The 12,673-nt window shown below is 70.4% G+C and carries 12 protein-coding genes and 1 pseudogene; 5 read left to right on the top strand and 8 right to left on the bottom strand.

Features of this window, described 5'->3' with window-relative positions; all coding sequences use genetic code 11:
* Nucleotides 1-81 precede the first annotated feature (81 nt).
* The 3 genes from mqnE to RWE79_RS22890 form a co-directional block, all read right to left on the bottom strand.
* A complete protein-coding gene (gene mqnE / locus RWE79_RS22900; RefSeq protein WP_475941934.1) occupies nucleotides 82-1,245 on the bottom strand; it encodes an aminofutalosine synthase MqnE in 1,164 nt (387 codons plus the stop codon).
* A gap of 42 nt (nucleotides 1,246-1,287) precedes the next feature.
* Nucleotides 1,288-1,749 carry an Lrp/AsnC family transcriptional regulator gene (locus RWE79_RS22895; RefSeq protein ID WP_475941933.1) on the bottom strand — a complete coding sequence of 154 codons (462 nt, stop codon included), beginning with the start codon at nucleotides 1,747-1,749 and terminating at the stop codon, nucleotides 1,288-1,290.
* Nucleotides 1,750-1,831: 82 nt separating this feature from the next.
* On the bottom strand, nucleotides 1,832-2,554 hold the full coding sequence (locus RWE79_RS22890) for a UbiX family flavin prenyltransferase (protein WP_475941932.1): 723 nt from the start codon (nucleotides 2,552-2,554) through the stop codon (nucleotides 1,832-1,834).
* 97 nt (nucleotides 2,555-2,651) lie between these two features.
* Here RWE79_RS22890 and RWE79_RS22885 point away from each other — a divergent pair, with 97 nt between their 5' ends.
* Entirely contained in the window at nucleotides 2,652-3,758 is a 1,107-nt protein-coding gene (locus RWE79_RS22885; RefSeq protein WP_475941931.1) for a hypothetical protein, read from the top strand.
* A gap of 40 nt (nucleotides 3,759-3,798) precedes the next feature.
* Here the strand turns inward: RWE79_RS22885 and RWE79_RS22880 are convergent, their stop codons facing one another.
* Nucleotides 3,799-4,218 carry a PLD nuclease N-terminal domain-containing protein gene (locus RWE79_RS22880; protein WP_475941930.1) on the bottom strand — a complete coding sequence of 140 codons (420 nt, stop codon included), beginning with the start codon at nucleotides 4,216-4,218 and terminating at the stop codon, nucleotides 3,799-3,801.
* A gap of 88 nt (nucleotides 4,219-4,306) precedes the next feature.
* Here RWE79_RS22880 and RWE79_RS22875 point away from each other — a divergent pair, with 88 nt between their 5' ends.
* On the top strand, nucleotides 4,307-5,764 hold the full coding sequence (locus RWE79_RS22875; protein ID WP_475941929.1) for a menaquinone biosynthesis decarboxylase: 1,458 nt from the start codon (nucleotides 4,307-4,309) through the stop codon (nucleotides 5,762-5,764).
* Between the two features lie 79 nt (nucleotides 5,765-5,843).
* Nucleotides 5,844-6,767 (top strand): menaquinone biosynthesis prenyltransferase MqnP, encoded by a 924-nt coding sequence (gene mqnP, locus RWE79_RS22870; protein WP_475941928.1) that lies wholly within the window; start codon nucleotides 5,844-5,846, stop codon nucleotides 6,765-6,767.
* Nucleotides 6,768-6,784: 17 nt separating this feature from the next.
* Here the strand turns inward: mqnP and RWE79_RS22865 are convergent, their stop codons facing one another.
* Both RWE79_RS22865 and RWE79_RS22860 read right to left on the bottom strand, forming a co-directional pair.
* The gene (locus tag RWE79_RS22865; protein ID WP_475941927.1) at nucleotides 6,785-7,402 is read right to left on the bottom strand and encodes a DUF4870 domain-containing protein; all 618 of its coding nucleotides are present in this window, start codon (nucleotides 7,400-7,402) and stop codon (nucleotides 6,785-6,787) included.
* Nucleotides 7,403-7,439: 37 nt separating this feature from the next.
* On the bottom strand, nucleotides 7,440-7,973 hold the full coding sequence (locus tag RWE79_RS22860) for a rhomboid family intramembrane serine protease (protein ID WP_475946028.1): 534 nt from the start codon (nucleotides 7,971-7,973) through the stop codon (nucleotides 7,440-7,442).
* Between the two features lie 265 nt (nucleotides 7,974-8,238).
* Here RWE79_RS22860 and RWE79_RS22855 point away from each other — a divergent pair, with 265 nt between their 5' ends.
* Both RWE79_RS22855 and RWE79_RS22850 read left to right on the top strand, forming a co-directional pair.
* Nucleotides 8,239-8,691 carry a nucleoside deaminase gene (locus RWE79_RS22855; protein WP_475941926.1) on the top strand — a complete coding sequence of 151 codons (453 nt, stop codon included), beginning with the start codon at nucleotides 8,239-8,241 and terminating at the stop codon, nucleotides 8,689-8,691.
* 82 nt (nucleotides 8,692-8,773) lie between these two features.
* Nucleotides 8,774-9,776: pseudogene (locus RWE79_RS22850) on the top strand (isopenicillin N synthase family dioxygenase).
* 15 nt (nucleotides 9,777-9,791) lie between these two features.
* Here RWE79_RS22850 and ccsB read toward each other — a convergent pair.
* Together ccsB and resB are read right to left on the bottom strand one after the other, a co-directional pair.
* Nucleotides 9,792-10,898 carry a c-type cytochrome biogenesis protein CcsB gene (gene ccsB / locus RWE79_RS22845; RefSeq protein WP_475941925.1) on the bottom strand — a complete coding sequence of 369 codons (1,107 nt, stop codon included), beginning with the start codon at nucleotides 10,896-10,898 and terminating at the stop codon, nucleotides 9,792-9,794.
* Nucleotides 10,895-12,670, bottom strand: coding sequence for a cytochrome c biogenesis protein ResB (resB, locus tag RWE79_RS22840; RefSeq protein ID WP_475941924.1), 1,776 nt, complete (start codon nucleotides 12,668-12,670; stop codon nucleotides 10,895-10,897). The genes ccsB and resB overlap by 4 nt, the downstream gene beginning before the upstream one ends.
* Nucleotides 12,671-12,673: the final 3 nt, after the last annotated feature.

Genomic DNA, 12,673 nt, shown 5'->3' with positions numbered 1-12,673 from the left:
CGGACCCGGTACCGGCCCGGACCCGGTACCGGCCCGGGCGCCGGGGCGCGGGCGGCGATCGCCGCCCGCGGGTGGCCGGGTTCAGAGGCGCATGGCCTGCGGCGCCTCGCGCCGGCCCGCGTCGGGACCCGGGTACTCGCGGATGATCTCGTAGCGGGTGTTGCGCTCCACCGGCCGGAAACCCGCGTCGCGGATCAGGTCCAGCAGGTCGTCCCGGGTCAGCTTGTTGGGGGTGCCGTAGTTGTCCGCGTCGTGAGTGATCTTGTACTCGACGACGGAGCCGTCCATGTCGTCCGCCCCGTGCTGGAGCGCGAGCTGGGCGGTCTGCACGCCGTGCATGACCCAGAAGACCTTGACGTGCGGCACGTTGTCGAACAGCAGCCGGGACACCGCGAAGGTCTTCAGTGCCTCGGCCCCGGAGGCCATCGTCGTACGGGCCTGGAGGGTGTTGCGGACCTTGCCGTCCTTGAGGTCGACGAAGTCGTGCTGGTAGCGCAGCGGGATGAAGACCTGGAAGCCGCCGGTCTCGTCCTGGAGTTCGCGCAGCCGCAACACGTGGTCCACCCGGTGCCGGGGCTCCTCGATGTGGCCGTAGAGCATGGTGCAGGGGGTCTTGAGACCCTTCTCGTGCGCCAGGCGGTGGATCCGCGACCAGTCCTCCCAGTGGGTGCGGTGGTCGACGATGTGCTGCCGGACCTCCCAGTCGAAGATCTCGGCCCCGCCGCCGGTCAGCGACTCCAGGCCCGCGTCGATCAGCTCGTCGAGGATCTCGCCGGCGCTCAGCCCGGAGATCGTCTCGAAGTGGTGGATCTCGGTGGCCGTGAAGGCCTTGAGCGAGACCTCCGGGAGGGCTTCCTTGAGCGCCTTGAGCGAGCGCGGGTAGTACCGCCAGGGCAGCGTCGGGTGCAGGCCGTTGACGATGTGCAGCTCGGTGAGGTTCTCGCTCTCCATCGCCGTGGCGAGGCGGACGGCCTCCTCGATACGCATCGTGTACGCGTCCTTCTCGCCGGGCTTGCGCTGGAAGGAGCAGTAGGCGCAGGACGCCGTGCAGACGTTCGTCATGTTCAGATGCCGGTTGACATTGAAGTGGACGACGTCGCCGTTCTTCTTCTCCCGCACGTAGTGCGCGAGACCGCCCAGCCAGGCCAGGTCGTCGGACTCGTAGAGGGCGATACCGTCCTCGCGGGAGAGCCGCTCGCCCGAGTGGACCTTCTCCTCCAGCTCACGCTTGAGTCCAGCGTCCATTCCGCAGCCTCCTCCAACCATGACGAATCAACCCGGCCGAGCCTACGCCCCCGCCTCGTCGGGCAGCGCGCCGACCCGGTTCTCCCACTTGGTGCTGAGCACGATCGTGGTGCGGGTCCGGGCCACCCCCTTGGTCCCCGACAGCCGGCGGATGGTCCGCTCCAGGCCGTCGACGTCCGCGACCCGGACCTTGAGCATGTACGAGTCCTCGCCGGCGATGAACCAGCAGTCCTCGATCTCGTCCAGGTCGCGCAGCCGCATCGCCACGTCCTCGTGATCGGCGGCGTCGCTGAGCTGGAGGCCGACCAGGGCGGTGACGCCCAGACCGAGGGCCGTGGGGGCCACGGTGGCCCGGTAGCCGGTGATGACACCGGCCTGCTCCAGACGGTTGATCCGGTCGGTGACGCTGGGGCCCGACAGTCCGACGAGCCGGCCCAGTTCGGCGTAGGAGGCCCGGCCGTTCTCCCGTAGCGCCTGGATGAGCTGCCTGTCCACCGCGTCCATCAGAATGGACCCCTTCATTCGTGCTGCGACTACGCTGTCCGGACAAGAATCTAAGGCATAAACCGGCATGCGCCCTGCGCATCTACTCCGCGATGCCCGCCGCAGCCCCGGCAGCGGCGCCCAGTTCTCCCTCCCACCTGCGGTAGAGCTGGTGCGGCACCCCCGCAACGTCCAGTACGCGCCCGGCGACGAAGTCGACAAGGTCCTGGATGCCGGTGGCCCCCGCGTAGAAGGCCGGGGAGGCCGGCAGGACCACGGCGCCCGCCTCGTCCAGGGCGACGAGCTGCTTGAGGGTCTGGCCGCTGAGCGGCGTCTCACGGACCGCCACCACCAGCGGGCGCCGCTCCTTGAGCGTCACGCTCGCCGCCCGCTGGAGCAGGTCCTTGGACAGCCCGAGGGCCACCCCCGCCACACAGGCCGTGCTGGCCGGCACGATCAGCATCCCCTTCACGGCGTACGAGCCCGAGCTCGGCCCCGCCGCCAGGTCCCCGGCGGGCCAGTACCGTACGTCGGCCGCACCGGCCGCACCGGCCGGACCAGGCCCCGTCACGGCGAAGCGGTCGGCCGTGCCGTCGGCGCCGCGGGCCAGCCAGCGCGTGAGGTCGTCCCGCCAGTGGGCGTCGCGGAAGGGGCCCCCGGTCTCGTCGAGCAGGGTCAGCCGGGCGGCCCGGCTCACCACCAGGTCCACCGCCTCACCGGCGTGCAGCAGCCCCCGCAGCACCGCCGCCGCGTAAGGCGTCCCGGAAGCGCCGGACACCCCGACGACCCATGGCCTGCGGGGCTTGCTGTCGTCGATGCCTGCCATACCGGCGAGCCTATCCCGGCCGTCGTGCAACCTTCGGGCGGCGACGGGAGTCCCACATCACGGAAAACCCTTCTCTGAGGAGTACGCGATCAACACCATGCGCAAGAGCGTCGCCACGGCCGGCTGCGTCGTCTTCATAGCCTCCGCCGCCGTCGCCTGCGGCACGGCCGAGAACATCAGTGCCGGCACCAAGGCCCAGCGGGCCGTGGAGAAACTGAACGAGCAGAAGGCCGTCACGATCACCGGCGGGTTCGACGGGACCGAGAGTCAGATCTGGTCGGCGATGAAGGGCGAGGACGACTTCACGCATGACAGCGCGAAGATGCTGGCCGATCTCGAAATCTCCGTGTCGCTGAGTTCGAAGACGTCCCTCAAGGACGCCACGGAGGGCAAGGGCGCCAAGGCCGCCTCGTCGGCCCTGTCCCTGTCGACCGGCGGGAAGTCGCCCCTGCTGGAGGTCCGCAGCCTCGCCGGCAAGAAGTACTACGTACGCGCCGACCTGGAGCAGCTGATGTCGCTGGCCTCGGACACCGGCGCAGGCGGCGGCGACGACGCGGACAGCAAGGCGGAACTCAAGCAGTTCCAGGCGATGCTCGACCAGGCCGACAAGCTCCCGTCCTCGTACAAGTCGGTGAAGGACCTGCTCGGCGGGAAGTGGGTCTCGATCGATCCGGACGCCTTTAGCGAGCTGTCCGAGCAGTTCGGCGCCGGCACCAGCGGCAGCGGCAGCGGCAGCGGCAGCGGTAGCAGCACGGACGCGCTCGACGCGAAGACCCAGCAGAAGATCGTCAAGGCCGTCACCAAGGCCGTCGGCTCCAACGCCACCTTCAAGAACGCGGGCAGCGAGGACGGCGTCGACCACGTCACCGCCACCGTCCCGGCCGCCAAAACCGCGGACGCGCTCAGCAAGGCGCTGAAGCCGTACGAGGACGAACTGCCCGGCGGCTTCGACCCCGACGACCTCAAGGACGCCCCGAAGAAGAACATCGGCCTCGACCTCGCCATCAAGGACGGCATGCTGTCCGGCGTCACGATCGACATCGCGCAGCTCGACGACAAGGCCACCGGCGAACTGCCGATGACCATCGGCTTCAGCGCCGACGCGGAGCCCGTCCGGGCCCCGGCCGGCGCCACCACCCTCAACCCCCAGGACGTCATGGGCGCCGTCATGCAGCTGATGATGGGCGATCTGTCGAAGGACTGAGCCGCGGGCACCCGCCGGTCCGCAGGACAGCCCGTACGGCTCAGGCCGTCGGGCCGTCCTCCGGGCCGGCGCCGCCCTGTTCGCGCCGCCGCAACTCGTCCTCGCGGCGCCGCAGATCGGCCTCCCAGTTCTTCAGGAGGGTCTCGTCCTTCTTGTTCTCCTCGCGGAGCGACTTCAGGAACTCGGGGTTGTCGTCGGGCGCGACCCATCCGCCGGGGGCCTCCCCCCGGTGGTCGCGGTGCCACTCCGCCGGCGTGCCGCCGCCCGCCGGAACGCCCCGGCGGCGGCCCGCGACCAGCCAGGCGACCGGACCGACCAGCACCTCGCCGAAGAGCAGGATGATGATCACCCAGACCACCTTGGGCAGCCCGCGCACCTCCTCCTCCGGCGTGTTCAGACAGTCGACGAAGGCGTAGATCCACAGCGCCAGCACCAGCAGGAACGGCAGATACCTGAACATCGCGGAAGGGTCCCCCAGAACGCGGTGGCGGGCCGCACGAGGGGCCCGGTGACGGGTCCAGAGTAGTGCGTACCGGATACTGGAAAGCATGGCTTATGACGATCTTCGCTCCTTCCTGAGAGCTCTGGAGAAGGACGGCGACCTCAAGCGCATCAAAGCCGAGGTCGACCCCCATCTGGAGGTCGGCGAGATCACCGACCGCGTGAACAAGGCGGGCGGCCCGGCGCTGCTCTTCGAGAACGTGCGCGGCTCCTCGATGCCGCTGGCGATGAACGTCTACGGGACCGACCGGCGGCTGCTCAAGGCGCTCGGCCTGACCTCCTACGCCGACATCAGCGACCGGATCGGCGGCCTGCTCAAGCCGGAACTGCCGCAGGGCTTCGTGGGGATGCGCGAGGCCTTCGGCAAGCTGGCCGGGATGACCCACGTACCGCCGAAGAAGGTCAAGGCCTCGGACGCGCCGGTCCAGGAGGTCGTGCTCACCGGCGACGACGTGGACCTGGAGCAGCTCCCGGCGCTGTTCACCTGGCCCGACGACGGCGGGTCCTTCTTCAACCTCGGGCTGACCCACACCAAGGACCCGGAGTCCGGCGTCCGCAACCTCGGCCTGTACCGCCTCCAGCGGCACGACCGGCGCACCATCGGGATGCACTGGCAGATCCACAAGGACAGCCGCAACCACTACAAGGTGGCCGAGCGGCGCGGCGAACGGCTGCCGGTCGCCATCGCCTTCGGCTGCCCGCCGGCCGTGACCTACGCCTCGACCGCCCCGCTGCCCGGTGACATCGACGAGTACCTGTTCGCCGGTTTCGTACAGGGCAAGCGGGTGGAGATGGTCGACTGCCGGACGGTGCCGCTCCAGGTGCCGGCCCAGGCCGAGGTCGTCCTGGAAGGCTGGCTGGAGCCCGGCAAGACGCTCCCGGAGGGCCCCTTCGGCGACCACACCGGCTTCTACACCCCGCAGGAGCCCTTCCCTGCGCTGACCATCGACTGCGTGACGATGCGCAAGCGGCCGCTGCTGCAGTCCATCGTGGTCGGCCGGCCGCCGACCGAGGACGGGCCGCTGGGGCGGGCCACCGAGCGGTTCTTCCTGCCACTGCTGAAGATCATCGTGCCGGACATCGTGGACTACCACCTGCCCGAGGCGGGCGGCTTCCACAACTGCGCGATCATCTCGATCGACAAGAAGTACCCCAAGCACGCCCAGAAGGTCATGCACGCCGTCTGGGGCGCCCACATGATGTCGCTGACCAAGCTGATCGTCGTCGTCGACTCCGACTGCGACGTGCACGATCTGCACGAGGTCGCCTGGCGGGCGCTCGGCAACACCGACTACGGCCGCGACCTGACCGTGGTCGAAGGCCCGGTGGACCACCTCGACCACGCCTCGTACCAGCAGTTCTGGGGCGGCAAGGCGGGCATCGACGCGACCAGGAAACTGCCCGAGGAGGGCTACACCCGGGACGGCGGCTGGCCGGAGATGGTGCTGCCGGACGCCGAGACGGCCGAACGGGTGACGAAGCGATGGAAGGAGTACGGGCTGTGACGAGCGGAACGATTTCGGAGGGCGGCAGCGGCAGCAGGCCTCCCCGCCGCCGCGGCGGTACTCCCGGGTGCGGCCTGTGATGTCGGCGGCGGAGGGTGTGGTCGGCGGCACGGGCCGTGGTCCCCGCGCCGGCGGGAGTGTTCCGGCGTTCCTGCGGCTGGTGATGATCGAGCACTCGGTCTTCGCGCTGCCCTTCGCCTACATCGCCTCCCTCACCGCGATGTTCGAGCTCGACCGGAACGTCCACTGGTGGCGGCTGTTCCTGGTCACCTTCGCCATGGTGGCCATGCGGACCTTCGCGATGGCCGCCAACCGGATCATCGACCGTGAGATCGACGCCCGGAACCCGCGCACCGCGCACCGCGAACTGGTCACCGGCGCCGTGACGGTGAAGTCCGCCTGGACCGGGGCGCTGATCGCGCTCGTGGCGTTCCTCGGCGCGGCCGCCCTGCTCAACCCGCTGTGCCTGGCGCTCGCGCCGCTCGCCGTCTTCCCGATGGTGCTCTATCCGTACGGCAAGCGGTTCACCAACTTCCCGCAGGCGATCCTCGGCCTGGCCCAGGCCATCGGCCCGATCGGCGCCTGGCTGGCCGTCACCGGCCAGTGGTCATGGAAAGCGGTGATCCTCGGGCTGGCGGTCGGCGTCTGGATCGGCGGCTTCGACCTGATCTACGCCTGCCAGGACGTCGAGTCCGACCGTGAGCAGGGCGTGCTGTCGGTCCCCGCCCGCTTCGGCGTCCCCGCGGCGATCCACGGCGCGCGGGCCTGCCACGCCGTCACCACGGGGCTGCTGGTCTGGTACGCGCTGGCCACCGGCGCCGGCGCCTTCCTCTGGCTCGGCCTGGTCGTCGTCGCCGGTGCCTTCCTCTACGAGCACTCCATCGTCCGCCCGCACGACCTCAGCCGCCTCAACCGGGCCTTCTTCAGCGTCAACGGCTTCATCGGGATCGCCCTGTTCGCGTGCGCGCTTCTCGACCTCGCGGTGCGTGGCCTCGGCGTCTGAACGTCCGAACAGCCCCGCTAGGGCTTGACGAACGGGATCGCGAGGAACTTCGGATAGGACCACCACTGGCCGCTGTTGGCCTTGGTGGTACCGATGATGGCGAACACGAATCCGGCGATGCAGTACCCGACGAGCGCGACGAAGAGCGCGGCCGCGGTCCCCGGGATGGCCGCCAGGCCCCCGGCCCCGTTGCCGTTGTCATGGGCTACGAGGGTGACGATCAGGCCGATGTAGGCCACGATCCCCAGCAGCATGGCGACCGTCATCACGATCGCCTGCGTGATGGCGTGGTTGAGGGCCTGGGTGGCGTGGTGGCGGACGAAGGGGTCCTGCCGGTTCTGCGCGTCGTTACGTATCACCAGGGGCGCGATCCAGCACAGCAGCGGGCCGAGGCAGCACACGCTGCCGCCGACGGTCAGCGTGATGATCGCGCCGAGGTGTGCCCACATCGCGATGCTGGTCGGCGACCGGCGCGGCGGTGGCGGCACCCACCCCGGATAACCCGCGGGCCCCGGATATCCCGCGGGGCCGGGCTGTCCCGGGGCGCCGGGCTGTCCCGGGTGGCCGGGCTGCGGGCCGGGAGGCGGTGGCGTGGCCGCCGCCTCGTCGTCGGGCTGTTTGTCGAAATCGGTCATGTGGTCCCCCCGTTGGACATGCCGGCCTCTCCCCAGGTCAGCGGATGATCCCGGATCGTACGTCACGGAACAGGAAGGCGGACGCCACGCCCCCCAGAAGGCCGAAGAGATGGCCCTGCCAGGACACCCCCTGCGCGGTCGGCAGCACGCCCCACAGGATGGACCCGTACAGGACGGCGACGAGCAGGCCGACGCCGATGTCCAGCAGGCGGCGGTCGACGAAGCCCCGGACCAGCAGATACCCGAAGAGCCCGAAGACCACTCCGGAGGCGCCGGCGGTGTTGGTGTGCGCGGGCGCGACGAGCCAGACGCCCAGGCCGCTGGCCAGGACGATCACGAACACCACGGCCACGAAACGGCGTATCTCGCGCAGCGCGGCCAGGAAGCCGAGCACGAACAACGGCATGCTGTTGGCGGCGACATGGTCGAAGCCGAAGTGGATGAAGGCGGCCGGCACGATGTCCCGCAGCTCGCCGATCTCACGCGGCACGATGCCGAAGGTGTCCAGCGCGTGATGGGACAGCACATCCAGCGTCTCCAGCAGCCAGAGCAGCCCCACCCAGGCGAACATCAGCCCGGCGGCGGCCTTGACGCGGTCGCCGGCCCCCAGCCCGGCCCACTGCTCGCGGGCCCATTCCCTCCGCCGTCCCACGGGCTTGTACGCCACCGAATCCCCCCTCCGGTCGTTGTGCGTCCACCGTAGACAACGCCTGTGACATCCGGGGCGGTTCCTGTCAGGCTGCCGGCCTCTGAACGGCCACGTGGCCCCGGGCGGCACCGGTGTTCGAAGGGCCGGTACATTGCCCGGTCGGTTTCCGGCCGAGAGAGTGGTGCTCATGCAGCTGGACGACGCAACAATGCTCGCGACAGCCGTCGCCGAGGCCCGCGCCGGACTCGCCGAGGGCGGTATCCCGATCGGGGCCGCCCTGTACGGTCCGGACGGCCGCACGGTCCTGGGCCGGGGCCACAACCGCCGGGTCCAGGACGGCGATCCGTCGGCGCACGGCGAGACCTCGGCCTTCCGGGCGGCGGGACGGCAGCGCACCTACCGGGGCACGACCATGGTGACGACGCTGTCGCCGTGCTGGTACTGCAGCGGTCTGATCCGGCAGTTCGGCATCTCACGGGTGGTGATCGGCGAGGCGCGGACCTTCCACGGCGGCCACGACTGGCTGGCCGAGAGCGCCGGCGTGGAGATCGTGCTGCTCGACGACCCCGAGTGCACCGCGCTCATGACCGACTTCATCGCGGCCCGGCCCGAGTTGTGGCACGAGGACATCGGCGAATAGCCCCGGCGGTCCGGCCGCCGGGCCGCCCCCGATCCGCCGCCCGATCCGCCCCCGATCCGTTCCCCGATCCCCAGGAGATCGCATGCCATCGACGCCTTCGACGCCTTCGGGGCGGTCAAAGCCCGCGCCCCGGATCCCCACCATCGACCTGCGGCCCTGGCTGTCCGGCGACCCCGAGGCCCGTAAGGCCGTCGCCGCCACCGTGGACGAGGCCCTGCAGACCGCCGGGTTCCTCCTGGTCACCGGCCACGGGGTCGACCCTGCGCTGCGCTCGGGCATCCGCGAGGCCGCCCGGGACTTCTTCCGGCTCCCGCCCGCCGACAAGGAGCCGTACGCGGTCAGGGTGGGCGGCCGTGGCTGGCTCGGCCCCGGCGCGGAGGCCAACGGCTACGCCGAGGGGACGCCGACCCCGCCGGACCTGAAGGAGTCCTGGTCCTTCGCGTCCGAGGACCCCACCGGCGATCCGGAGACCGACGCCGAGTGGTTCGTCCCGAACGTCTGGCCCGCGCAGGCGCCCCGGCTGCGCGCCCTGGTGACGGAGTACCTGGCCCGGATGCGCGTCCTCTCCGACCAGCTGCTGGAGCTGCTCGCCGCCGCGCTGGGCCAGGACACGGACTTCTTCACCCGGCACACCGGCCACCCCACCTGGGGGTTCAACATCAACTGGTATCCCGGCACCGACGTGGTCGGTGAGCCCCGGCCCGGCCAGTTCCGGATCGGCCCGCACACCGACTTCGGCACCGTGACGGTCCTGGACCGGCAGCAGGGCAAGGGCGGCCTCCAGGTCTTCACCGACGAGGGCGGCTGGCAGGACGCGCCCTTCGACCCCGACGCCTTCACCATCAACATCGGGGACCTCATGGCCCGCTGGACCGGCGACCGCTGGCGCTCCCGGGCGCCACCGCGTCCTCCCGCCCTCCGCCGACGCCCCGGCCGAGGAGCTGATGTCGCTGGTCTACTTCTACGAGTGCGACACCCGCACCCTCGTCGAGTCCGTCCCGGCCCCGGTGGGCCGGGTCGCGTACGGGCCGGTCGACTCGCACACGTACCTGCGCGCGAAACTGGACGCGATCACCGTCGGCTGATGCCGCCGGGAAGGCTCACACGCCCGCGTAGGAGTGCTTGCCGGTGATGAAGATGTTCACGCCGTAGTAGTTGAAGATGAAGCAGGCGAAGGCGAGAAGGGCCAGGTAGGCGGCCTTGCGGCCCTTCCAGCCGGCCGTGGCGCGGGCGTGCAGGTAGCAGGCGTAGACGACCCAGGTGATGAAGGACCAGGTCTCCTTGGGGTCCCAGCCCCAGTAGCGGCCCCAGGCGGCCTCGGCCCAGATCGCGCCGGCGATGATGGTGAAGGTCCACAGCGGGAAGACGGCCGCGTTGATCCGGTAGGCGAACTTGTCGAGGGAGGCCGCGGAGGGCAGCCGGGACATGGCGCCGGCCCAGGCGCCCTTGTCCTTGCGGCCCTGGGCCAGGCCCACCTCGTAGTGGTCCCGGAACAGGTACAGGAAGGTCGCGGTGGCGCCCAGGAAGAAGAACGCGCCCGAGATGATCGCGCACGAGACGTGGATCCACAGCCAGTACGAGTGCAGGGCCGGGACCAGCTGGTCGCTGTCGGTGTAGAGCACGGACACGGCCAGCCCGAGGTCCAGCAGCACGGCGGTGACCAGGAAGAGGCCGATCCAGCGGACGTTCTTGCGCAGTACGAGCAGGAGCAGGTACGCGGTGACCGCCGTGGCGCCGAAGGTGGTCGAGAACTCGTACATGTTGCCCCAGGGGGCACGCTGGACGGAGACGGCGCGGGCCACGACACCGGTGACGTGCAGCGCCCAGGCCAGCACGGTCAGGGAGATGGCGATCCGGCCGTACATGTCGCCCTGCTCGTCCTCGCCGGCCGCTCCGGGGCCGTCGGGGATGCCGCGGTCGCTCGCCGCGGTGCGGGTGACGACCTGGGGGCGGTCGAGGGTGGCGGTGCCGCCCTTGGCCGAGGCGCCGGTGACGGCCGGTCTACCGGCCCTCGCGGCCCCCGCCCCCGTTCCCACCGCCCCGGTCACCAGCGCGGCCGACTGGACGGCGACCTTGCTGCGGCTGCCGAACGTCCACTCGGCGATGTGTGCGAGGAACGCCAGCGTGTAGACGGCCATCGCGGAGTAGATCAGGTAGTTGCTGATGTGTGCGGCGTTCTCGTTGACCGCCGCGGCAGCGATGCTCACGCGCGGGCTCCTTCGTCGTCGGGCTGGGATTCCGCTGCGGGATCTGCGGATTCTGCTGGCTCTGCTGGCTCTGCTGGCTCTGCTGGCTCTTCGGGCGCCACCGGGGCCGTCGGCAGCAGGGCGTCCACCATGGTGCCGAGTTCGTCGGCGATACGGGCGGACTCGCTGCGGCCGAGGCCGGCCAGCTCGACGACGGTGACGCCGTCCTCGCCGCGCACCGCGCGCACCCAGATGCGGCGCCGCTGGATGAACAGCGAGCCGGCCAGGCCGAGGATCGCGGCGACGGCGCTGCCCAGCGCCCAGCCGGTGGCGGGTTGGTGGGTGACCTGGAACTGGGCGAAGGTCTTGACGCCGTCGAAGGTGATCGAGCCGGCGCCGTCGGGCAGCTTCATGGTCTCGCCGGGCAGCAGGTTGGCGGCGAGTTTGCTGCCCTTGCTGTCGGTGAACTGCTTCATCTTGGACTTGTCGAGCTGGTAGACGTTCTGCGGCAGCCCGGCGTCGACGCCGAGGTCACCGTGGTACGCGGTCAGCACCAGCACCGGGTAGCCGAGCGCCGGGAAGCCGGAGTGCGGGCCCTGGACCGTGTCGATCTGGTAGGTCGGGGTGAACAGCCCGCTGAAGCCCAGCTGGTCCTTCTCGCCGTTCTTGTCGCGGGCGTCGGGGACCTTGATCACACCGGTGGAGGTGAGGTTGGAGTCCGTCGGCAGGAAGGCCACGGCCCCCTTGTAGACCACCGACCCCTGGCCGTCCTTGACGGTAACGACCGGGGCGTAGCCGTGCCCGTTGAGGTAGACCTTCGAACCGGCGATCTCCAGTGGCTTGTTCACCTCGATCGACGACTTGTGCATCTTGCCGTCCGCGCCCTTCCAGTAGTGGATGTTGGCGCGGAAGGTGCGTGCGGAGCCGATGTCCGGGCCGCTGGTGGCGTACGAGGCGGTGAAGCTGTCCAGGTCGAAGCCGAAGGCGTTGAGGTCGTCGGTGCCGTAGAAGGAGCCGGGGGTGAAGTCGTCGTACGAGGTGGCGGTGTTGGTGAACGCGTCGCCCTCGACGACCAGCTTGCTGCCCTCGCCCTTCCACAACTGGCCGACCGCGAAGGAGATCAGCAGTCCGAAGAGCGCGATGTGGAAGAGCAGGTTTCCCGCCTCGCGCAGGAAGCCCTTCTCCGAGGCGACGGCGGAACCGCCGGCCGTCGTGCGGAACCGCCGCTTGCGCAGCACCTTGTTCGCGTCGGCCAGGACCGCGTCCGGTTCGGCGGCGGTGCGCCAGGTGGCGTACGCGGGCAGCCGGGTCAGGTTGCGCGGCGCGGCCGGGGGCTTGGCGCGGAGCTGGCCGACGAACTGCCAGCTGCGCGGGACGATGCAGCCGGCCAGGGAGATGAAGAGCAGGATGTAGATCGCCGAGAACCAGGGCGAGCTGTAGACGTGGAAGAGGCCGAGCTTCTCGTAGACGGGCGCGGCGGTGGTGTGCGCGTCCGCGAAGTCCTGCGCCTTGACCGCGTCGGTGCTGGTCTGCGGGATCAGTGAGCCGGGGATCGCGGCGAGCGACACCAGGAACAGCAGGATCAGCGCGACGCGCATCGAGGTCAGCTGCCGCCACGTCCAGCGCAGCCAGCCCCAGGCCTCGCGGCCGGTCCAGGCGGCCGCGCCGCCGAAACCCGGCTTGCGCACGCCGCCGAAGGAACCGGCCATGACCGTGCCCGCGTCCTCCTCCTGAGGGGCGGTGGACAGTTGCGCGCCGGCCGCGCCGAGCTCTTTCTCGTCGGTCGTGCTCATGGA

It is taken from the genome of Streptomyces sp. RLA131 (assembly GCF_056270125.1).
The sequence above is the reverse complement of the archived record's forward strand: the minus strand, read 5'-3'. Positions and strand labels throughout refer to the sequence as shown.